The 22,096-nt window shown below is 37.0% G+C and carries 19 protein-coding genes; 5 read left to right on the top strand and 14 right to left on the bottom strand.

Annotated features, from left to right (window positions below):
- Positions 1 to 148: 148 nt before the first annotated feature.
- The 10 genes from RMX69_RS00440 to RMX69_RS00395 form a co-directional block, all read right to left on the bottom strand.
- Complete coding sequence (locus RMX69_RS00440) at positions 149 to 973, bottom strand: WecB/TagA/CpsF family glycosyltransferase (protein WP_289794793.1); 825 nt, start codon at positions 971 to 973, stop codon at positions 149 to 151.
- Positions 974 to 1,117: 144 nt separating this feature from the next.
- Positions 1,118 to 2,269, bottom strand: a complete 1,152-nt coding sequence (locus tag RMX69_RS00435) for a glycosyltransferase family 4 protein (RefSeq protein ID WP_322636099.1) — start codon at positions 2,267 to 2,269, stop codon at positions 1,118 to 1,120.
- A 109-nt stretch (positions 2,270 to 2,378) separates the two neighbouring features.
- Positions 2,379 to 3,272, bottom strand: coding sequence for a glycosyltransferase family 2 protein (locus RMX69_RS00430; protein WP_289794795.1), 894 nt, complete (start codon positions 3,270 to 3,272; stop codon positions 2,379 to 2,381).
- Positions 3,273 to 3,329: 57 nt separating this feature from the next.
- The gene (locus tag RMX69_RS00425; protein ID WP_289794796.1) at positions 3,330 to 4,346 is read right to left on the bottom strand and encodes a hypothetical protein; all 1,017 of its coding nucleotides are present in this window, start codon (positions 4,344 to 4,346) and stop codon (positions 3,330 to 3,332) included.
- 24 nt (positions 4,347 to 4,370) lie between these two features.
- Positions 4,371 to 5,642, bottom strand: coding sequence for a glycosyltransferase family 4 protein (locus RMX69_RS00420; RefSeq protein ID WP_289794797.1), 1,272 nt, complete (start codon positions 5,640 to 5,642; stop codon positions 4,371 to 4,373).
- Positions 5,643 to 5,690: 48 nt separating this feature from the next.
- Positions 5,691 to 6,920 (bottom strand): O-antigen ligase family protein, encoded by a 1,230-nt coding sequence (locus RMX69_RS00415; RefSeq protein ID WP_289794798.1) that lies wholly within the window; start codon positions 6,918 to 6,920, stop codon positions 5,691 to 5,693.
- Between the two features lie 18 nt (positions 6,921 to 6,938).
- Positions 6,939 to 7,865: a glycosyltransferase family 2 protein gene (locus RMX69_RS00410; RefSeq protein WP_289799865.1), complete on the bottom strand. Its 927-nt coding sequence runs from the start codon at positions 7,863 to 7,865 to the stop codon at positions 6,939 to 6,941.
- Positions 7,866 to 7,889: 24 nt separating this feature from the next.
- The gene (locus RMX69_RS00405) at positions 7,890 to 9,212 is read right to left on the bottom strand and encodes a flippase (RefSeq protein ID WP_322636098.1); all 1,323 of its coding nucleotides are present in this window, start codon (positions 9,210 to 9,212) and stop codon (positions 7,890 to 7,892) included.
- Positions 9,213 to 9,332: 120 nt separating this feature from the next.
- Positions 9,333 to 10,286, bottom strand: coding sequence for a glycosyltransferase family 2 protein (locus RMX69_RS00400; protein ID WP_322636097.1), 954 nt, complete (start codon positions 10,284 to 10,286; stop codon positions 9,333 to 9,335).
- Positions 10,287 to 10,347: 61 nt separating this feature from the next.
- Positions 10,348 to 12,555 carry a polysaccharide biosynthesis tyrosine autokinase gene (locus RMX69_RS00395; RefSeq protein WP_322636096.1) on the bottom strand — a complete coding sequence of 736 codons (2,208 nt, stop codon included), beginning with the start codon at positions 12,553 to 12,555 and terminating at the stop codon, positions 10,348 to 10,350.
- 1,118 nt (positions 12,556 to 13,673) lie between these two features.
- Here RMX69_RS00395 and RMX69_RS00390 point away from each other — a divergent pair.
- The 5 genes from RMX69_RS00390 to RMX69_RS00370 all read left to right on the top strand — a co-directional run bounded on the left by RMX69_RS00390 (position 13,674) and on the right by RMX69_RS00370 (position 17,903).
- Positions 13,674 to 14,057, top strand: coding sequence for a hypothetical protein (locus RMX69_RS00390; protein ID WP_289794802.1), 384 nt, complete (start codon positions 13,674 to 13,676; stop codon positions 14,055 to 14,057).
- A gap of 1,392 nt (positions 14,058 to 15,449) precedes the next feature.
- A complete protein-coding gene (locus tag RMX69_RS00385; protein WP_289794804.1) occupies positions 15,450 to 16,469 on the top strand; it encodes an RpoD/SigA family RNA polymerase sigma factor in 1,020 nt (339 codons plus the stop codon).
- A gap of 115 nt (positions 16,470 to 16,584) precedes the next feature.
- Entirely contained in the window at positions 16,585 to 17,079 is a 495-nt protein-coding gene (locus RMX69_RS00380; protein WP_289794805.1) for an ureidoglycolate lyase, read from the top strand.
- Between the two features lie 176 nt (positions 17,080 to 17,255).
- Positions 17,256 to 17,603 carry a translation initiation factor gene (locus RMX69_RS00375; protein ID WP_289794806.1) on the top strand — a complete coding sequence of 116 codons (348 nt, stop codon included), beginning with the start codon at positions 17,256 to 17,258 and terminating at the stop codon, positions 17,601 to 17,603.
- Between the two features lie 141 nt (positions 17,604 to 17,744).
- A complete protein-coding gene (locus RMX69_RS00370; protein WP_289794807.1) occupies positions 17,745 to 17,903 on the top strand; it encodes a YqaE/Pmp3 family membrane protein in 159 nt (52 codons plus the stop codon).
- A gap of 275 nt (positions 17,904 to 18,178) precedes the next feature.
- On the opposite strand, the gene RMX69_RS00365 is transcribed toward RMX69_RS00370, so the two are convergent.
- The 4 genes from RMX69_RS00365 to lpdA form a co-directional block, all read right to left on the bottom strand.
- Entirely contained in the window at positions 18,179 to 18,841 is a 663-nt protein-coding gene (locus tag RMX69_RS00365; protein WP_289794808.1) for a carbonic anhydrase, read from the bottom strand.
- 117 nt (positions 18,842 to 18,958) lie between these two features.
- The gene (locus RMX69_RS00360; RefSeq protein ID WP_094349807.1) at positions 18,959 to 19,210 is read right to left on the bottom strand and encodes a DUF5340 domain-containing protein; all 252 of its coding nucleotides are present in this window, start codon (positions 19,208 to 19,210) and stop codon (positions 18,959 to 18,961) included.
- 240 nt (positions 19,211 to 19,450) lie between these two features.
- Positions 19,451 to 20,341, bottom strand: coding sequence for an indole-3-glycerol phosphate synthase TrpC (gene trpC / locus RMX69_RS00355; RefSeq protein WP_322636094.1), 891 nt, complete (start codon positions 20,339 to 20,341; stop codon positions 19,451 to 19,453).
- A 97-nt stretch (positions 20,342 to 20,438) separates the two neighbouring features.
- Positions 20,439 to 21,869 (bottom strand): dihydrolipoyl dehydrogenase, encoded by a 1,431-nt coding sequence (lpdA, locus tag RMX69_RS00350; RefSeq protein WP_289794810.1) that lies wholly within the window; start codon positions 21,867 to 21,869, stop codon positions 20,439 to 20,441.
- Positions 21,870 to 22,096: the final 227 nt, after the last annotated feature.

Raw genomic sequence — 22,096 nt, 5'->3', positions numbered from 1 at the left:
CATTTTTAAGTATTATTCTAAGTAAAATAAATTAAAATATTTTTTGTTATTCACGATTATGAAAGTTGAATAAGAATTACTGACTAATCAATCATTAAATCTTAGTACAACATTTCATAAATTCGTGACGAATTGAGCAACCTACTGGTCAAGCTACGAACTTTTGAAATTTCGTACTTAGAAATACCAGCAGGTTATTTTTTTTTCGTTTACTTGAGATACTCCAAATTTCTCGCAAAAATAATGTGCCAACAAACCAAGGCTCAACTAAGTAACGTCTCCAAAGTCTTTTTGGTTCAGATAACAAGCGATATAACCATTCCAATCCCACCTTTCCCATCCAGCGAGGAGGAGTAGGTATTGCTCCTGCTATATAGTCCATACAGGCTCCACTAGTCAAAATAGTGTTGGCATGAATATGTTCAAGATTTTCGTAAATCCAATACTCTTGGCGTGGCATACCCATCCCTACCATTAATATATGGGGTTTGTAAGCATTAATTGCAGCCACAGTGGCAAGATTTTCTTGACTATCTTTATCTATATCAATATAGCCATGAGCGCAAGCAATCTGTAAACCAGGAAATTTCTGGCATAAAATATTTGCTGCATTTTCAGCAACTCCTGGCTTTGAACCTAAATAGAATACACGCCAGCCTTTACTAGCAGCTTCTGCCATCAGAGGCCATACCCAATCAGCATAGGTTACTCTTTGTTCCCGTTTAATTGGAAAACCCAACAGCTTTCCAAGAAACACTAGAGGCATACTATCAATATGGGTATATTCTGCCTTCGCATAAAAAGCTTGCATTTTTGGATCGTTATGGAAGAGATAAAGACTATGTAAGTTGTGATTAGCAATAATCCATTTTTCATCTCGATCAATAGATTCTTCAATCAATAAATTTAAGTCAAGGATAGAGAGTGCATCCACTTGAGCACCAATAAGTTTATAAGAAAATCGCTTTTTCATATCTTATTTTTATTTTGATAAATATGAGATTTTATCTCAAGGTCAAGGTGAAGATTGTAAAATTAATTAGCAACATTTCAATACTGAAGTACCTAAATATTTAAATGCCTAATTTTTTAGCTAAAAATTATTATCTAACTATAACTAAAAAGTACTTGTTTTTATGAGGATGTCTGCGATATTTTGCGCTCTTGCATTCCAGGAATATTTTTCTGTAATTAAAGTATATGCTGTATCTACAATTGACTGATATTTATCAATATTTGAAGCAGCATCTAGTATTGTCTTAGCGATTTCTTCGCTAGAGTATCCTGTTACTAACAAGTGTTCTAAATTGCGAAATTCTTCTAAACCTCGCAAGCCTTCTGGTGTTGATACAACTAATTTTCTACTAGCAAAATAATCTAATGCTTTATTGCGAGCACCACCTGCTACTGCTTGTTTTGAAAATGGCAACAAAGCAATATCTGCATATTTCAGATGGGCTACAAAATCTTCTCTTTTAGGTAAAAAGCCTAAAAAAGAAATATTAGAGGGTATTGGTTCTGAAATATCACTACTATCTCTGCCAATAACAACAAAATGTACTTTCTCTTGATGGCTTTCAAGGGATTTCGCGACCTCGATAGCCATTGATACAGACATATCATTAGTTGGAAATTGAAATGTTTTGGGAGCAATAATAACCACTATTTTAGCTGGTCTAAATGCTTGATAGGGGTCTTTATCTGGAAAAACTTCAGTATTGAGTAAGTCTTGAGTCACTCCATTCCCGATAGAATAAATTTGCTGTGGAGTTTTTCCATACCATTGGGAAATTAGTTTAGGAATTGATTCACCTGCTGCAATAATTGGACTACCAGAGAATATTAAAATTCCCTGAGCAATATATGTCTTAATACATTGTGCAAACTCTTTGAAGGGATTGGCAACTGAAAACAAGCGCATCCAGTATTCATAAGGCGAAAATGTATGAAAATCTAAGACAAGAGAGGAACTACTGTGTTTTCTCAGCTTTAGTGAAACTAAAGCAGCCAATCCAGGTAGTGTTTCTTGAGCATACACAATGTCTGGACAAAACTCGTCGATGCACTTTTCTATAGATTGAATATATGACCTCAAGCTTCTTGAACCAATAGAAAAAGAAGGTGCATAATTAACAGATGAACAATCTAAACCTAGCTGAAAAACATCAAAATGTTTAGTAAGATATTGTCCTAAATAAAAAGGTCTAGTAAATGCACCAAATGGCTGACTAGAATCGAGGGTTGAGACAATTAGTAAGCGTTTACCCATAAAATGATTGCTGATTATTATTTTATAATTTGAAACTAGATTTGTCAAATCCTCAAGATAGTTATAATTTTATCCAAATATCATCCAATTAATGACTATCATGCAAGTCTTAAACTCCTGAGCTAGTTTGATTAATATCCTCAGAAAATGTGGGAGAGGTGCCCAAATCTTTGTAGCCAATAATTGCTCTGATATAGGGTAAGAACCAGTACAATATCCAGAATGGCCCAGAGTGTCTGCTACAAAATATAGTCCATGATTTCAATGGAAATCCTTTAATTTCTAGTACTTTTTTCAAGCGCTCTAATAGATTTAAATTGGTATCGGCCCAACTATTGCGGATAGAGTTTTTAGTACAAGTCCCAATATACCCAGGAGCTACCCATATTTTACAACCCAATTTACGCGCTCTCAGGGCATAATCTAAATCTCCTAAACTATGAACAAAAGCTGTATCAATATTGCCAACTTTGGCGGCAACACTTTTATGAATTAGCACGCAGTTACCATACATAGCATCGCATTGTTGGATAACGAAACTTGGTTCTAAAAATTCAAATTTATTAGAATACCACTTTTTAGATTTTACCGCTCCTCCATAGGTTGCTTTTCCTGTAATTAAGTCTTTAGTTGAACCAACTACAATTGAGTCTGCATAACCAAGTTCCGTCAAATTTTGATGAACCTGCAACAGTTTAGTCACAGCATTGGCTTCCAGAAATGTGTCATCATTCAACCACAGATAATAATCATATTGATATTTGATTGCCTCACCAAAAGCGAGATGCATTCCTCCCACCCAAAATAAATTGCCATTACCTTGAAGAATTTGTACTTCTGGATATTCTGCTTTAACAGCCTCTGTAGTCCCATCAGAACTCCCATCATCAGTTAAATAAACATCACAATGTTTTTTTTGCTGATATAAAGCATTTAGACAGGCAAGAGTTGTATTCCGCCTGTTATGGCAGGTCATAATTACGGCTAGATTTGCTTGCTTCATATTATTATCCTCATATAATATCTACAAAAAAATTAATCCAGATCATAAACTTACGGGTTAAAACTTAACCATTTTTTCTATCCAGCCACTGAAATTAATATCTAAATTGAAGTTCTTTAGTTTTTGTTCCATTTTTCTGGCTACCAAAATATATCGATGCCAAACTGATACACGAGGCATATTAAGTCTGATAACCTCTTGACATAACCATAGATATTTTTCTGAATTGATATTGAATCTTTTCAATCTTTTTATTTGTGCATTCCAATCATTATAAAAAAATAAGTTGAAATAATGAATGGATATCATATCATCGAAATGTTTAATTTGTAGTTCTTTTGATAAACGGTTATGTAAAGGTAATGGATAACTATAATTAGTAGGAAGGTGTTCGACGTTTTCTTCCAAGGCACATAAAGTTACAGACAAAACAGACTGCTCAACAAAATAAATACCCTGGGGAGGGGTAATATCCAAGCGCATTACTTTTTCAAAGTTCTCTTTCCAAGTTGTAAATATACCTGCACTCCTTCTTACAGCAATCAAACCAGAATTCCAGTAAGCTCTGATTCTCTTATTACCAATTGGTGTGTCAACAAATACCTCACGCTTTACTCCCAGTACTTCATATAGTTTTTGCCAATACCATTCTTGAGGATCTTGGAGGCCTGTAGAACCAATTCCTTGACCATACTCAGGACGCATCCGTACATTACAATCTACAGGCAATAAAAATTCTTTTGGCTCAGAAAAAAAGCATTTGTCACTGTCTAAAAAAACCAATATTTCTGCATCAACATTTTGTTCTGCATAGGCACAAACCAAGGGTTTATTAGCTAAATAATATTCATGAAATTCTCGATTTATCGGGATTTGTTGATGAGTCACCTGCAATGCTTCAAAGGCTTGTTGGGTTTGCTTTAAAATCGGTTCACCTACTCTAGGATGAAAACTATATATAGGTGTATTTTTCAATTCGCCGCAGAACTTACGAATACTTTCCGCAAGCATCAAAGATTGACCTTCTAAACGACCAGGTTCTGTACAAATTATAAAAGCTATAGGTATTGACATATTGTGAAGTATTGATTTACTAAGTTAATTACTCAATGAAGATTTCTTGGCTATCATCAATATTTCCTGAAACAAGGCCGAATAACGACGTGCTTGAAGTTCTAGAGTGAATTCTTGCTCGGCTTTATCACGAGCATAAAATGATAGTTTTTGCAACCTCTGTTCATTTTCAAGTACCCAGGTGATTCCTTTGGCAAAATCTTCAACTTCATAAGGTTTAGCCAAATAGCCATTCTGCTGATGATCAACAATATCTTTTAAGCCAGTAGCATTAAACGCCACAACTGGAGTACCACAAGCGAATGATTCTGAAGCTGTCTGTCCAAAAGATTCTTGAAGAGATGGTACAAGCATCACATCAGCTGCTGAGTAAACAGTTGCTAAAGATATAGCATCGTGTAAGTGTCCCAAATAGTGGGTTTTGAAACCTAAATCAGGTGGATTTTCGGGTTGAGATGCTCCAAAAATCACAACTTCCAAGTCATCCTTCCAGCCAGATTTACTCAATTCTTGTAAAGCTGGTTGCAATAAATGAAATCCTTTATTTCTATCGCTTGTTGCTTCTATCGCTCCAAAAAGTATCAACTTTTTATCTTGAGGTAGATTGAGTGCTTCTCGTGCAAAACGTTGATTAATCGGTCGATATTTTTGAGTATCTAATCCGTGGGGAATTACCTCAATTCGCAAATTCTGGAACAAAGAACTGGAACGAGCGCACTGCGCTAGCCAAGAACTTGGTGAAACCAGAGTTAAATTTAAATTTTTCCAGGCTTTTACTTTGCGCTGCCATACCCAACGGGATAGATCCCATTCATTACCACTGCTGAGTTGAGGGCAAGCCCCGCAAGATACTTTGTAGCGATCGCATTCTCCAGTAACGTGACACCCTCCAGTAAACCCCCACATATCATGGAGAGTCCAAACTAGAGGACGCTTCAGTTTAGCAAATGTTTCTATTTGCATAAAACCTCCGCTAATCCAATGTAGATTGATTATATCTGGATTAATCTGAGCAACTTTCGGAATAACTCTATCTGGCAACCATTGAGTAAAAAATGGAGTATTTTTCTTTTGGCGATAAAGCTTTAATGGTAAACTTTCAACTGTCAACTTTGCCTTAGCGATACCTTGAAATAGTCTAATTTTAGGTGCAATTACTGTTTTATCATTACTATATTTTTCCTGAACTAACATTTGTGACTGTAGTCCTATATCCTGTAAACCTGTATGTAAACGATATGCAGCCCTCGCTGCACCGCCATTAATATCATGGGTACTAATATGTAAAATTTTCATTTTTATTAACTTAATAATCACTAAAACTATTTATGACTGCCATAAAAACTAATTGACTAAAATATTTTTATGATTTCGTTGATATTCAAGAGTTAAAGATAATGACGTGGTGACATACATTAACCAGTTCCAGCTAGGAGTTAATAATCTGGCTTCTGAAAAATTAACTATAAGAATGATAATTAGTATCTGCATTGGCCAATAATCTTCCGGTTTTTTCGCGACAGAAATAATTCGAGTCAATGCCATGACAAAAAACCGGACAAACCCTGCTGCGAAAGTCAAAAAACCTAAAAAACCTAATTCTAAAAATATTTCTAAAAAACCATTGTGAGCATTACTTGCCCAATCATAAGTAGCTCTTAATTTAGATGCAGCATTACTAGTCCAAAATCCCGAAAATCCATAACCTAGCCAAGGTCTTTCCAAAATCTTAGAAATTACTAGCTCCCAGAGGTCAGAGCGCCCATTGAAGGTAAGGTCTTTACCAGATGTGCCAACTACAGTTTCGATATTGTTGAGAAGTAATATTGAAAAAATTATCATTAACATCAAAGTTGAAGTAATCATAATAACTTGTAATTTATAATTAGTTCTCTTCAGCGATCTGTAGAAAGGTAAAAGTAATACCATTGCCAATAATATCGTTAAAGATGTTGTTGAACGTGAGAGGATAATTAGACATACAGATATCCCACATAGTGCCCACATCAACCAGCGATATCGATGGCCACTAAGAGCAAGGTGTAAAAAAACTCCTGCACTCCAAGCCATCATGTAACCTAATTCATTTTTATGACCATAAATTCCACTCCACATACCTAGTAATTCAGGTGATTCGTGAATATAACCTGGTACGAATGCAGAAAATAGCATAGATAATGATGCAGCTATGCCAAATGCCCAAGCTATCAGCTTAATTTGTTCCTTAAGGGGATAACGCATTGCTAAATAGATTGCAAGAAAATATATGCGGATTAGACCTCTTAGATAAGTAAGACTAGAACTTAGGTCTTCTGACCATAAAAGAGAAAATATAACTATTGCTAGTAGAAAAAACTGTAATGGACTTCTAGTAATTACATAAAAAAAACCTTTCCAGTATAAAATTAGGAAATAAAATAGGATTAGATATGAAACTATATTGAACAAAGTATCTAGCTTATCGCCTCCAAGCGTAGACATAGAAACTTCTTGTGCGGGGTGTATTGTTAATGCCCCCACAGCAATGAGTAATAGCAAGATAGTTAATATTTTTTCTGTTAATTTTACTTTCATTTGTGATATTTAATTAATCTATTTTTTTATCAATGAGTAATTCAATCTTTTCTTCACTTCCTCTTTAAAAATGTCCAATGCAGTTGCTTTATAGACTGTTTTCTGTGTAAAATTATCTGCTTCTACATTCCTGACAATAAATGGTGGATGCTTTAATGGTAATTCCATTGCTCGCATCGGCATATTGATGAAATAAAATTCTTGATTTGAAGTAAAATGAGTTGCGTCTACACCAACACCAACATTAGAGATTAAATTGACATTGGGAATAATACTTAAGCTTCCCTGCATCCAACAAGCAAATGTCCATTGGTAATCCCAGGTTATACCTGTAGGATTGTCATAAACAGATTGAAATATTCGTTGCCAATAATTTACCGCTTTTTGGTCTACAAGAATGTCATGTAAAAGGTTTTCTGCTTGCACCTCTTTCCAGAGTTTGATAGTCAAATCATAATGTTGCCAAGCACGCCTCCAACTTGCCCAACCCCAGCAGTGGTTGTAGCGAGAAAAATAGTAACTGTAATTTGTACGTTTTTGTCCAAGTTGAACATTTTGAGCAGAGATTGTGGCGATTCTGGTATCATTTCTATATTTTTCCAGCAGTTCTTGACTAAACCTGAAAAAAGTTGGGTGAGGAATACAATCATCTTCTAAAATAATTGTCTCTTCAACATTATTAAAGACCCAATCTAAACCACTTGATACCCGTTTTGCACAACCTAAGTTGATATCAGAATAATTTTTTATTACTTCACAATCCCAATCAACTCTCTCAACAATTGCCCTAGTAGCTTCGCATTTTTCTACCTCACCTTCGCGGTCAGTGCGAGGTCCATCTGCAATTACAAAAAGTTTTGTTGGCTTGGCTTGGCGAATTGCTTCAAAAACTTTCTCTGTTGTTTGGGGGCGTTTAAAAATAATAAAAGTTACTGGTGTTTTGATCATATAAACTTTAAATAATAACGATTAGTATTTGTAAAAATGAATAAGCGATCGCACCTGAATCTGAAAGAGTTTTTGTGTTCTTGAATCAAATGCGTTGCATATAAAAGCAGCAGCAGCTTGAGATATGATTGTTGCGATCGCAGCCCCCAGTCCTGCATATTTAGGAATAAGTAATAAATTGAGAATAATGTTTAGTATGGCTCCAAATAAGGTCTTACCTAAAGAAACATGGTTCAAACCTTCAGCAATAAACCAAGGTGATGTTGCAAGACCCATAAATACAAACAAAGAAGTCCAAATATGAACTGCTAATATTGGTCCTGCTTCTGCATATCCACTTCCAAACATCACCATAATTATCTTGTCAGATAAAAAGGACATTGGAAGAGCAATTGCTAAAGATATACAAGTCATGAGACTGAGTAATTGTCCTATTCGCTGATAGTAAAGACTTTCTGATTTTTCCTTGGCGGCATAAATTGCTGGAGCAACAGAAGAAACAATAGCCCCCGGAATAAAATACCAAATTTCAGAAACACGCACAGCAGCAGAATAAATTCCAACCTCACTATCTCCGATCATTTGACCTAACATCACCTGATCTATTCTCATAAAAATCATGATGGCGAACCCCGAAAACATTAGAGGTAAACTCTCTTTCAAAAGAGTTTTAGCAGTTGCAACACTCCAACGCCATAACCATAATGAAGACCCTTTGACTTGGTAAACAACCAGTAAGCCAATAGCACTCATTGCAAATTCTGCTAATGTTACCAAAGCAAAAGCTAGCAACGGTGCTTTTGTTAAAATTAGTGCGATTTTTATGAGAGTATTTAGCAAAAATGCCGTGTTTTTAGCAATTACAGTATATTTTGACTGCACCTGTGATTGAAACCACAGTTCAATAGTATCAGATGCCCTAAAAACTCCTGCTATTCCTAAAATTGCAACTAGCCATATCTTTAGTGTTTCATGCTCACCTAAGAAAAACATCGTGCTAACTGCCAATAAAACAGAAGCAATTCCACCCAAAAATTTTAGCCAAAAAGTAGTTCCTAAAATTTCTTCTTTGTTTGATGATTGACGAACAAGATGGCGAACTACTACGTCGTCTAGTCCGAGAGTAAAAATTGGGCTGAATAAGGCAACAAAAGCTAAAGCATAATTAAATAGACCATACTGTTTTACTCCTAAATAACGTGCTACCCATACTCCTACAACCAAGCTTGCACCCATACGTAGAATGCGATCGGCAAATAACCAACCTGTATTAGCAATAATTGCACGCAGTCCAGAACGAGATTTAAATTTCGATAAGTTTTTAATTTTTAATTTGCTTAACATTATTTTTATGAATTAATCATATGCAATTATTTATATTTATCAATTTTGCTCATGCAACTTTTTCATTTTTTCAAATACAAAATAAAGTGTATTTATTCAGTAGCTTACATTTTTGAGCGCTTACAAGGTTTTTAATTTACCACTAATCAAAATTTTCAAAAAATAGCTAAGTAAGAAAATAATGCCCTTTATTTTCCAATACAAACTATGCTCAAATAAAAATATTATTTTCAAATAAGTAACAAAATCCTGATATTTTGGGCATGGTATTGTTTGTAACTCCCTGATAGATGTAAAAGCTAAGAATAATGGGCAGCTAAAATTGTTTTTTTGCAGAATGTAATTAAACAGTGAATTACGTTTCCAGAATCTTTTGTATTCATAGTTTTTGTCTACATCTAAAAAGTTCTTATTATGATACTGATTATTCTCATGTATTCTATACATCACCAAAGGTTTAGACATATAAAACTTTTTAGCCCCCACCAAAGAAGCTCCCCATACTAAACAGTCATCAGCCCTTACACGCCAATCTTCTAAATTGGGAATAGGTAAAAATTTTCGGACTATTTCTCTACGTATTGATAATGTTGAAGTTATGGAACCAATCCATTCACCATTATATAAAGTTCTAATTACTGAATAACCCAAATCTAAATCAACTTCATCGTCTTGAAATGTGCCTTCTACTGCTCCAAATTTTTTATACGCACAAAATACAAAATCACATTCACCGCGCCTATTGTAACAGTTTAGGGCGTTTTCTAAATACTGAGGTTCATAAATATCATCAGCATCTAAAAAAAATATAATGTCACCAGTAGCAGCTAAAAAACCTTCATTAAAAGATGATAATTGTCCTTGGTTTTTTTCTTTCAAGATAGATTTAACATTAGCTAATTGAGTAAATCTGTTGATAATTTCCGTGGAATTATCTGTGGATGCGTCATCAACAATGATAATTTCATCAAATTTCACTGTCTGATTTAAAGCGCTATCAATTGCTTCAGAGAGAAATTGAGCATAATTGTAATTATTAATTAAACAAGAAGTTTTGATTTTAGTTTGATCCATTATTACTACAGTCACAAAATTGGGTTTAGATGGTTGTAGCTTTCACAATTTTTAAGAGAACTTAACGCTCTTTGCGAAATTTAGTTAAGCTGCTGGAAGATACTAAATCTTGTTCAATTTGTCGTTTTTTATTGTCATAAAAATAATTATTAGGTTCATTTTTAGTATTCACACCATTGATGACTATCCCTAATACCTTCTGACCTGACTGGGTTAAAAACTCTTTAGCTGCATTTGCACTGTTCAAGTCAACCACTCCAGGACGAACGACTAATAAGATACCGTCAGTCAAGGTGCTTAAAACAGCAGCATCTGCTATTCCTGATAATGGAGGAGTATCGAAAATGACAAGATCGTAATCTCTGCTAAAGTTACTAATTAATGTTGCCATGCGTTGAGAATCTAGCATTGCCACTGGATTTGGAGGCAAAACTCCAGAAGTGAGAACTTCCAGATTAGGCATTACTTCCTGAACAACTGTATCTAAAGAAGCTTGATTAATTATGATATTACTTAGCCCAATTGTATTTGTTAGCCCCCAGATATGATGCTGTATGGGATGACGCATATCTGCATCTACCAACAACACCCTACGACCCGCTTGAGCCATAGTCACAGCTAAATTTGCAGATACGTCAGACTTTCCTTCTTTGGCAACGGAACTTGTAACTACAATGCTTTTGAGCGGTTTATCAGAACAGAGGAACTTCAAGTTTACTTGTAGTATTTGATATGCATTACCAACAGGGAAGTAAGGAATATCTCTGCCAATAATTTTGGGAATAGCTCTATCCAGTCCTGGTATCGAAGAATTATCTTTACCATTTCTACCTTGTGTAGGAATTACTCCCAAAACACTGTATCTCAAGACTTCTTTGGCTTCTTTGACGGTCTTCACCGAGCGGTCTATCAAGTCTAAAGTAAAGGCGACAATGATACCTAAGAAAAAACCAACTCCTGCTCCACCAACAATAAACAGCATTTTCCGAGGACCTTCTGCTTTATCAGGGATTAAAGCATAGGAAATAACACGAGCATTTGCAATTTTTTGGTTCTGTGCAATATCAATCTCTTGGCGTTTCTTTAAGAGTGTTTCGTAAGTCGTTTGAGCTGCTTGCAGTTTCCGTTCTAGCTCTCGTTGACTTTGTTCTAGCCTTGGCAAATTATTTGCTCGTTTGATATAGGCATTTTGCTGTTGTTTGAGTGTGGCAATTTGTCTCTCTAGACCAACCCGTTCTGCCTGGGCACGAGTAATATCTGCAATTAGGCTTTGCCGCAGTTGTCCAACCTGTAAACTTCCCTGTGTTATCTGCGCTCCACCAGCTACTTGTCCTGTCCGCTCTTTTAGCAAGTTTTTAAGAGCTACGACTTTTTCTTCTAAGTTGGTAATTGTAGGGTGTTCAGGTGCAAAACGAGTCCGCTCTACTGCTAGTTTGCTTTCTGTGTCTTGGAGTTCAGCAAGCACTTTCTGAACTCCAGGTGCTTGACTCAATTCAGATTCGATTACACCTTGCCGTGAATTTACCTGAACTTCACTGCTTAACTGTTCTAGACGACCCTTGACATCATTTAGTTGAGCTAAAGCTTGAGAAATTTGGTTTCCTAACTTAGAAATTGTATCGACTGCTGCGGCTGCTTCTTGTTCTAGGACAACAACTTTATTCGTTTCTTTAAATACCCGCAGTTTTGATTCGGCTCTTCTGACAACTTCCTCAGCTTTAGGTACTTCCGTTACAAGAACCTGTTTGGCTGTCCGCGCTTCATTCTGATTAGCCTTGATATTTAGATCGATATAACTGTCAATAACTTCATTAACGATTTTAGCAGCTAGTTTTGGATCGCCGCCTTTATAAGAAAGTTGTACAACATCAGTGCCTTTAATTCCTTCTATTTTTAGTTGTTTTGCCAAGTCAGGAATCGTGAGCAGTTTGCCTTTATTATCTTTGAGGTTGAGGGAGTTAATTGTTTTCTCCATTACTGGATTTGATCCAATAACTCTCACCTGAGTTTCCAAGGGATTGTCGTTCACATTCAAAGCTTCTAGGCGTCCTATGTCATCCGGTAAGCCCGTGAGTGAAGAAGAGCGATTTGTTTTAATCATCAAACTTCCTTCTGCTTTGTATGAAGGTTTTAGTGAAAATGCATACAAGCATCCAAGGCTAACTGATATGGCGAAAATTCCAACTAGAGGTAGCCAACGCCGTTGAAAAACTTCTAAGTATTTCTGAATATTTACTTCTTCAAAATTTGGTAAAGATTCCATCGTCATAATATGTGTAAACTTTTATAAAACAAGACTATTTACTTACAGCAGATTGTTCTCACGATTACGAATACAGTAACAATGTAGTCTACCTTGTGATATTAATATTTGGGTTGATTTTTAGCTAATACCTTATTGCTGAGGTTCTTCAATATCGGATGACAGCAAAGCCAGGATAACTCACAATTTTATCCCTGATTAAGTTGCTTTCCATTTTTGGGGCTTAATTTTTGTTAACTTAGTTTTATGTTACTACTAACGCAAGTATTGATTAGTAACCTAACAATCACTATCATATTATGTAAGAACACTGAATTTAATAACTTTACAAAAAATTTATACAAAATACTAATGTATTCACTCTCGGTTTACTGATTTTGAAAAGACAAGAGGGGTTAATTCCTTCAGGTAAGGAATAGTTCAATTGTGCCAGTCTATAAGCAATGTAAGCATTTTACAGACAGGCTTTGGACACTGAGAAGAGATACTTGTAAAGACTAAATGGATATTTACGTAAGATACTTCAAAACTTTAACTAACAATGAATTCTTGCTCTGAATAATAGTCAATGGGAATAATACAGGACTGGCAATCATAAAATTACATGATTTGAGTACCGAACCTATAAAGACTGACAATCAGTTTAATCTTTACTGCTCCCTCCTGTCTGATCGCTCGCTACCTACGACAAATTTTTGTGCTGACCGACTTAGTACAGGTAATTAAGTCGGTACAAATGATTAGAAGACAAGTAGTAAGACAAAATTAATTTACACAAAATTTAATCTTTAACCCTATCCAGCTTGAATTTAACGTAGCCTAACAAAGGAGTATCAAATGACAGCGTAGTTAAAGCAATAAATTAGTTTACATCAAACTAGTGCAAGACAGCGGAAATCCAGCTACTATCTCAATTAACTAGACAAATAGCTCAAGCAAGTTGTTCAAGGTAGGCAAACTTCAGTCATATTTTACTAGATTTCACTATATTTTTCATGAAGTTTTGCTATATTTATGATCACCTGTGTTAATCTGAAGTACTCAACCTAGCCTCCTATTTCTTTGTTTTTGGATCTAGGCAATTGTAATTATTAAACTGACATTAAATGTTGAGAGATTGAATTATGAAATCCTCTTCTATTATTTTAGCCGTTGTGATTAGCGCACTCACTCTCAGTCAGAGAGCCTATGCTAACCAAGAGAATGTTTCTATAACAATAGGCGATCGCGATCAGGCTGGAGTTTTATTGACAGAACCAGCTACGATTAACGCTACATGGAGCAATTTTATTGGACAGACTAATAACCCAAAACAAACTGCTGAATCAATTTCGCTGATGCAGGAGCGAGGATGCCAAAAAATGAACCCGCTTGAGTTCATCAATAACCCAAGCGCTTTTTTTAAGCAATGTCAAGAGCCAACCAAGACTCAAAGTACTGAACCAATTGAGTATCTCAAGGTTCCTAAACTGGATTCTGGTATTCGTGTGACAGTTACTAAATTTTGATATAGGAACTTTGTTAACATAATGAGGTGAATGTTTTCCTTAACCGATATCTACTAAAGTGATGGTTGAAGAGTTAGATTAAAACTTCAATATAGTACTATTTTCCCAAAAATCTTTGCAATAAGCCAACCATCTATGTAAATACATAACTGTGCTTTTGTGCAACTAGAAGTTGAAACTAGTAAGCGAGAAAGCTGTGAGATGTTCCTTCATTAGGAATTTTAGACTATTTCCGACTTCTCCAAAAAGTGGGATTGTTCTTGTTTAAGCTATGGTGCACAACAATTAACTAGATACCTTTACACAAAAATCTTTTCGCTTCAAGAGGATATTAGGGCGATCGTGGGTGTTGCTGTCTTGCCAAGTATCATCCTTGATGCTAGTGTTACCACTGTTAGTACTTTTAGTCCATTAAATTTCTCTAGGAGTAATCAAGTTGACAATACCGCATCCAGTGCAGATATCTGCGTTCAATTATGACACAAGTGCAATTGTCACAGATATCTGCGTCTTCTTGATCATCCTAAATCCCAGGAAAGAGATATGAGTAAGAATGAATATACAGATGTAGCAGTGCTACGTCTGTGCAAGTGTTCTGGATACCGCATAATTAATTTCACCAGATGCCTAATTACTAAGTATTTGCTCAGATTCTTCAATAAAGCTGTTATTTAATAAAGAAGGGTAGAAGGAGAAGTTCTTTCTTTCATCTTTAACGATCGCTCACTATGTAACTGGCTTGATATGCTTAGATTGTATTAAAAAAAGTAGGTTTAAAATGGATATTTTCTATTTGATGAGTTTTTATTTAATGAGATTACACCTATTGATAAGCGGACTATGAACACTTTAATAAAAGAACTTGTTGTGATATTTTAAGAGTTGCTATTAGTAATTTATTTCTTAAATAATGGAATCGTTACCCGATTTTTTTTACTTTCTCCAGAAACCGTATTGGATAACTACACTAAATTTAATTGTTAATTGTATTTTAGAATATACAAAAATAAATGATGAAAGAATGTAATTACTTCAAAGGATATGCTAATGATACTTGAGATAATTGATTTGTGACTGATGATGATGTTATTATTAAGGGGTGGGTTGATTTTGGGTTTATTATCTCCAACAATTAACTTGTAATGTATCATAGACCAGAATTCATCAGTGTTGCAAATTGATTAGACCTCTTGCATAAATTACAAATTAAGAACCCCACCCCGCCAAAGCTACGCTTTGTCTACCCTCCCCGAAAGCGGGAAGTAAATTAAGGGATGGGGTGTTAAGTACTTTTGCAAGATATCTATTGATTAGCAGTGTGAAATGGCTGTGGGTCTGAATATCTAGACTTGATACCAATAAATTGATGAGGTTACAGAGGAGCAAATAACCATGAGCAACTTAACATCTTTACATACCGAAGTTCAAAAAACGAAGAAAAAAAGTTTAGCCGCAGATAAAAAGCCTCGAGCTACAGATGATATTGTGCGTAGTTATCTGCAAGAGATCGGGCGTGTAGATTTGTTGACTCGCGAACAAGAGGTTATTTTTGCCCAACAAGTGCAGCAGATGATGAATTTATTAGCTGCTAAGGAAGAATTGGCTGTGAAATTAAACCATGAACCCACGCTGCAAGAATGGGCAGATCGGGTGGAGTTAAGTGTGGAGGTGCTAGAGCAACAGCTAAATTTAGGACAACAGTCCAAGCAGAAAATGATTCAGGCTAATCTCCGGTTAGTGGTAGCTGTGGCAAAGAAATACCAGCACCGGAACCTAGAATTTATGGATTTAATTCAAGAAGGTACTTTAGGTTTAGAACGGGGGGTAGATAAATTTGATCCCGCTCTTGGTTATAAGTTTTCTACTTATGCTTACTGGTGGATTCGTCAAGGAATCACACGGGCGATCGCTCAACAAGGACGTACAATTCGTTTACCTATCCACGTGTTTGAGAAACTGAACAAAATTAAACGGGTGCAGCGAGAATTATCTCAACAGTTAGGTCGCGTTCCCACTACGGCTGAAATTGCCACTGCCTTATCTTTGACAGCTAGCCAAGTTCGAGAGTGTTTGTACTTAGCCCGTCAACCCTTCTCTCTAGAGGCAAGAGTTGGCGAACAACAAGATACAGAATTGCAAGACATACTGGAGGATGATGGCCCTTCTCCCGAAGATTATGCTGTTGAAGAATCTCTCCACCAGGACTTACAAGACTTATTGGCAAAGCTGTCTCCCCAGCAGCGAGAAATATTAACCCTGCGCTTTGGCCTAACTGATGGGTATGAACTTTCTTTAGCACAGATTGGCGATCGCATGGGCATTAGTCGAGAACGGGTGCGTCAGATAGAACAAAAAGCTCTCAGTCTCCTCCGACGCCAAAAGGAACAAGTACGTAGTTATCTAGCGAGCTAAAGTTATTTTTTCATAATTTCAGGCATTGAAACTCAGGAAGTCACCATAATAGCTGTATAAAATTCAGTCATTCTGGGGGAAAATAAATCTAAATAATCTCTCTTAAAGATTTGATATGAGTACACCAAAGACAGTGCAACAATTGCAGGTACAATGGGTGACTTCTGAAAACTTTCGGCGTTATGGACAGGTGATTTTTGCAAGTCTTGATGGCAAAACTTACGATGAGGAAGATGCCCAGTTAAACCTGCAAAATGGGATTCCACGATTCTATATTATGCGGTTGGAGAATATAGGGCGAAAGTTCTACAAAATTACTCGCCATGTGCAATGCACTCAATGTCTGGGTTCTTTGGAAGGGAAGGATTGGTTAATTGCAGTTTGTCCTCCTTATAATGATGTGAATGAACCAGCATTAGAAGAGATTGCTGCTTTCCGCATTCCGGGGAATTGTTTTATCAAGCTACATGAGGGTACTTGGCACGCTGGCCCTCATTTTGACCATGAAGCCGTGGATTTTTATAATTTGGAACTAGCTGATACCAATATGGTGGATCATTTCACCCATGATTTTCTCAAGAGTCATCAATTAGAGTTTGAGATGGTTTAGGTAAGATTAGGTTTAATTATAGATATAGACAAGCCATTTTCCTGAATCAGTTCAAGTATTATGTCAGTTTGGTTATGATGTATGGATGTGTAATGTTAGCCTAGAAATTGTATCCCAGCAGAATGGTTGCGTAGAAGTTTCCACTGCCTTTGAAATTTTTCTTAAACATTCATTTTATGTCTTCTTCCAAGTCTCAATCTTCTGATAAAGGCTTTGTCTACCGCGAATTTGGCAATGACAACTCCGCCGCCACAGAAAGACCAATTCCAGAACTACCCCCACAACAACAAAATCTGAAAGTACAAGCTTCCCGCAAAGGACGCAAAGGCAAAACCGTCACAGTCGTTAGCGGTTTTCAAGCAAAACCAGAAACCTTAGCAGATTTGGTGAAGCAGTTGAAAACCCAGTGTGGCACAGGTGGAACACTTAAAGACAATGAAATTGAAATTCAGGGCGAACACAAACAGAAAATTGTCGAGATTTTGACCAAGCTAGGTTACAAAGCCAAAATTAGCGGTGGCTAATCTTGAGTGCGGTTTACCGTATCTTAACCGCAATCTAGATTTAGAGAGGAGATGTTATCTTTGAAAGGTACAAATATGCTTGAACAGTGGTAAATTAGTTTGCCAACAAGCTGTCTTTTCTGAGATTAATAGGAGGTTTAAATGGATTTAGTTCGGATTCTGTGTGCCATTTTCCTACCGCCTTTGGGAGTTTTTTTACAAGTAGGTTTTGGTGTAGACTTTTGGATTAATATACTTTTGACGCTGTTTGGTTACATTCCGGGAATTATTCATGCAATATGGATAATTGCTAAGAAATAATTTTTTGTAGAAGTAGGTTAAGTGTACCAATATCTGTGTTACTGATTCTTGTAGAGGCAATTTATGAATTGCCTCTATAAAAAATTTTTCATGAAATTAACTACTTTGTATTCGTAACTTTAATTAAACAAAAATCTCTAAGAATACTGCTTTAATTTTGGAAATATACATAAATACTACCCAAGAAAACCCGATATCTAAATAAAAGTTGTAAAAACAATATTTATCAAGTCTTAAATGTCAGCTTTTGTGTGGCGGTAAATACCGAATTAAGTCTAATTTTTTAACATGGCATAGAGTCTAAATTCTAGAAGCAAGGGGCAGATGTGCAATTGCCATTGCACAGTTGAAACGTTTAAATCTTTGATTAGTCCAGTGCGTATATCTAGTACCCAGCCATGAACCATAGGCGCTTTTCGCTCATGGAGTGCTTGACGCATGATGGAAGTTTGGTAAAGATTTTTCACTTGCGCCACAACATTGATTTCTGCCAAGCGATTCAGACGTTCTTCTCTTGTTGGCAAGGTATCAATTTCTTCTTGTTTCTCTAAATACAGTTCCCGAATCGGATTTACCCAGTTATCAAGAATTCCGATAGTTCTCCCTTCTAAAGCTGCCTTAATTCCTCCGCAATCGTAGTGACCACAAACGATAATGTGTTCCACTTTCAGGTGTAAAATTGCGTATTCTAAAACGGCTAAAAAGTTTATATCCGTTAGAGAAACTTGATTGGCAATATTACGATGTACAAATAACTCTCCTGGTTCTGTACGGGTAAACCTTGTTAATGCCAGACGACTATCAGAACACCCAATGTATAGAAAGGGTGGTGTTTGTCCACTAGATAATTCTTGAAAGTAAGTTGGATCTAGGGCTAGCTTTTCGGCAACCCAAGCCTGATTATTTCTGAGGAGTTCATCAATGCTGTTATATTTCATCTTTCGTCAAATTCGAGAGAGAATCTCATCAATATTTTATTTTAACTGATCTACAGTTTTATCTAAATCAAGATGAACTTTCTCAAAACTAAAATCTTATAAAGATGACAATTTTTTTCAATCGGGGGCAACAACTTTGTTATCGTTATGATGGTTGATTGACCAACGGTGATCGATAGTTACAGAGGAAAACTCGCAAATTTCTTCTAGTCGCTTTTGCTGTACAGCAGCTTTACGGAGAGTAATAATTAACTGATTCACCTGATGCCGTAAATCTGGGTTATCATTTACTGCTAACATAGTTTGTCTTTCTAAGAGTTGAAGTATAAGTTCGTAGTGAATAGGCGAAGGTAGAGGAATTTGCTCCATGAAGTTAAATTTTGATTTCATATTTGGGATTTTGTATTAGTCACAGTTTGTTTCTTGTTAATAAATTGTTACATAATGAATAACTAGTTGCTTATGGCTTTGATTTGATTAGCAATGAAGATTTGGCAAAGATATTAATGATATTTGATAGCAAATTGCTGCGTGTATACGCATAGTATGCCCAATTTCTCAACTATTATGTGCAGCCCTGCGCCTTTTAGGGCAGGTGGGGTGTTTCTTTCAAAAATTCCTTGGTAATATATGAGCGATCGCAGCACCGGGATCTGGTTGTTTTACCAAAGATTCTCCAATGAGTACAGCAGATGCACCTGCTGTCAGCACTAAACTCAAATCTTCTGTGTTGTGTAGTCCTGACTCGCTGACAACAAGGATATCTTTTTCTTGCAATTGTCTACCCCTTGCAGCCAAAAGTTGGCAAGTAGTTTGCAGATCGACAGAGAAATCTTCCAAATTGCGATTATTGATTCCTACCAAGGAGACTCCATCTAAGGCTAGCACACGGTCAAGTTCTGCCAAACTATGAACTTCAACCAAGGTTGCCATTTTCAGGTTGTTAGCAATTTTGAGGAAGTATTTCAAATCTTGATCGCTCAGGATAGCGGCAATCAATAAAATAGCATCTGCACCGTGAATCCGCGCCAAGTACATCTGGTAAGGATAGACAATAAATTCTTTGCATAATAGGGGCAAATCTACGGCAGCCCGAACCTTGGCTAAGTTTTCAAAACTACCTTGAAAAAACTTGACATCTGTCAGCACAGAAAGACAACTAGCACCACCTTGCTGATAAGACAGCGCGATCGCTACTGGGTCAAAATCTTCTCGTAAAACACCTTTACTAGGTGAAGCTTTTTTAACTTCGGCAATTAATGCTGGCTTAGTCTTACCTTGGCGCAAGGCGGCGACAAAATCACGGGTTGGCGGTGCAGTCAGTACCTGCTTTCGCAATTCTTGCAAAGGAACCTTTTCCCGCATTTGGTCATATTCTACTTCTTTCTGCCAGACAATTTCTTCCAAGATGTTGTTTGGCGCTGCATCAGGCACGACAGCCTGATAACGCAATATCGATACATCAATAGCTGGGTTAGGTGAACGACGACGGATTTGCATAATTAGTTATTGGTCATTGGTCATTGGTTATTGGTCATTTGTCAGTGGTCATTTGTCCTTGTTTATTAGCAAAGGACAAATGACAAAGAACAAATGACTAAATTGCGATCGCTCGTTTATAAGCTTCGTCCAGAACTTCCGAGAGTGTCGGGTGGGCGTGAACTAGATGTGCAAGATTGTGGACAGATTGACGGTTGGCGATCGCAGCTGACGCTTCATGAATTAAGTCTGAGGCGTGCAGTCCGAAAATGTGGACTCCTAAGACTTCTCCGGTGTCTTTGCGATATATCACCTTGGCAATACCGTCGGCTTCATTTTCTGCCAACGCTTTGGAATTTCCTTTGAAGTAACTCCTACTTGTGGCGATTTCAAATCCTTCGGCTTGTCCCAACTCCTTAGCTGCTGTTTCAGTTAAGCCTACATAGCTGACCTCTGGGTGGGTAAATGCCGCTGCGGGGATGCTGCGATAGTCTACTATTTTTTCCCTCCCAACTATATTTTCTACCGCGATGACGCCTTGAGCAGAAGCCGCATGGGCTAACATCATCTTCCCATTCGCGTCGCCAATTGCCCACAAATGCGGTACGACTTCACCTGCTGATAGTACTGCCATGCGATCATCTACTGGAATAAAATTCCGCCGATCGAGTTCCACACCCACAGACTCTAAACCGAGATTTTTGGTCGCCGGGATGCGTCCTGTAGCTACCAAGCAAGCATCTACCTCGATGACATCTACATCTTCTTTGGTTTTGAAATCTGCTAACTCAATGACTACAGGTGAACCGGGAATGACTTTTTTGGCGTATATCCCGACTTTCGTTTCAATATCGCGGGGAGTAATTAGCACCCGTTCGGCAAGTTTGGCAATATCGCGGTCAAATCCTGGCATTAACTGATCTAGGGCTTCAATCAAGGTGATTTCACAACCCAAAGCTGAGTAAATATCAGAAAATTCTAAGCCGATGTAACCACTACCAATAATTGCCACCCAGTCTGGTAATGACTCTAATTTGACACCTTGATCGCTGGTAAAGACAGTTTTGCCGTCTACTTCAATCCCTGGAGGCACAAAAGGAATTGAACCAGGTGAAAGGATAATGTCTTTGGCTGTGATGGTTTTTTCACCGCCGTCTCCGACGACAGAAACTTTTTGCGCCCCAGCGATTTTTCCCCAACCCCTGATGATATCGACCCCTAGACGTTTGAGGCTGTTGGTTAAGTCGCCTTGAATTTTCGAGACGAGATTACTAGCATGATTAGCGATCGCTTGGCGATCGAATTCTACGCTACCAATTTGAATTCCCAGTGACTTGAGGTGGTGGGCATTGCGTAACTCCCGCACACGTCCAGATGCTGCCAACAGCGCTTTAGAAGGAATACAGCCCCGATTAACACAGGTTCCTCCCATATCAGCAGCTTCAATAATTGCTGTTTTCAAACCACAACTTACGGCGTGTAAGGCTGCGCCATGTCCGCCTACACCAGCGCCGATAATTACTAAATCGTAATCATATCCTTGACTCACGTTAGTTTCCCCGTGTGCTTCGCCTATTTATTCTCAACTTGACCGACAATCAGCGCAACCCTTTTAACAGTTATCAGTTATCAGTTTTATCGCTGAACTCTAAATCCCTTACCTTACATTACCCTGACTGTTTACTGTTGACTGTTCACTGATTTCAGGTTCGGGTATTGCTAACTCAAATTATGATTCACTCACTTCTGGCGAAAATATGGATATTTTCATTATAT

The sequence above is a fragment of the Nostoc sp. EspVER01 genome (assembly GCF_034530635.1).
GTDB lineage: Bacteria > Cyanobacteriota > Cyanobacteriia > Cyanobacteriales > Nostocaceae > Nostoc.
This window is presented reverse-complemented; position numbering and strand designations above follow the sequence as displayed.

Bases quoted from the DNA above. Each gene is read 5' to 3' on its own strand.
- RMX69_RS00440 (WP_289794793.1), bottom strand. From the start codon at position 973: ATGAAAAAGCGATTTTCTTATAAACTTATTGGTGCTCAAGTGGATGCA.
- RMX69_RS00435 (WP_322636099.1), bottom strand. From the start codon at position 2,269: ATGGGTAAACGCTTACTAATTGTCTCAACCCTCGATTCTAGTCAGCCA.
- RMX69_RS00430 (WP_289794795.1), bottom strand. From the start codon at position 3,272: ATGAAGCAAGCAAATCTAGCCGTAATTATGACCTGCCATAACAGGCGG.
- RMX69_RS00425 (WP_289794796.1), bottom strand. From the start codon at position 4,346: ATGTCAATACCTATAGCTTTTATAATTTGTACAGAACCTGGTCGTTTA.
- RMX69_RS00420 (WP_289794797.1), bottom strand. From the start codon at position 5,642: ATGAAAATTTTACATATTAGTACCCATGATATTAATGGCGGTGCAGCG.
- RMX69_RS00415 (WP_289794798.1), bottom strand. From the start codon at position 6,920: ATGAAAGTAAAATTAACAGAAAAAATATTAACTATCTTGCTATTACTC.
- RMX69_RS00405 (WP_322636098.1), bottom strand. From the start codon at position 9,212: ATGTTAAGCAAATTAAAAATTAAAAACTTATCGAAATTTAAATCTCGT.
- RMX69_RS00400 (WP_322636097.1), bottom strand. From the start codon at position 10,286: ATGGATCAAACTAAAATCAAAACTTCTTGTTTAATTAATAATTACAAT.
- RMX69_RS00395 (WP_322636096.1), bottom strand. From the start codon at position 12,555: ATGACGATGGAATCTTTACCAAATTTTGAAGAAGTAAATATTCAGAAA.
- RMX69_RS00390 (WP_289794802.1), top strand. From the start codon at position 13,674: ATGAAATCCTCTTCTATTATTTTAGCCGTTGTGATTAGCGCACTCACT.
- RMX69_RS00385 (WP_289794804.1), top strand. From the start codon at position 15,450: ATGAGCAACTTAACATCTTTACATACCGAAGTTCAAAAAACGAAGAAA.
- RMX69_RS00380 (WP_289794805.1), top strand. From the start codon at position 16,585: ATGAGTACACCAAAGACAGTGCAACAATTGCAGGTACAATGGGTGACT.
- RMX69_RS00375 (WP_289794806.1), top strand. From the start codon at position 17,256: ATGTCTTCTTCCAAGTCTCAATCTTCTGATAAAGGCTTTGTCTACCGC.
- RMX69_RS00370 (WP_289794807.1), top strand. From the start codon at position 17,745: ATGGATTTAGTTCGGATTCTGTGTGCCATTTTCCTACCGCCTTTGGGA.
- RMX69_RS00365 (WP_289794808.1), bottom strand. From the start codon at position 18,841: ATGAAATATAACAGCATTGATGAACTCCTCAGAAATAATCAGGCTTGG.
- RMX69_RS00360 (WP_094349807.1), bottom strand. From the start codon at position 19,210: ATGGAGCAAATTCCTCTACCTTCGCCTATTCACTACGAACTTATACTT.
- trpC (WP_322636094.1), bottom strand. From the start codon at position 20,341: ATGCAAATCCGTCGTCGTTCACCTAACCCAGCTATTGATGTATCGATA.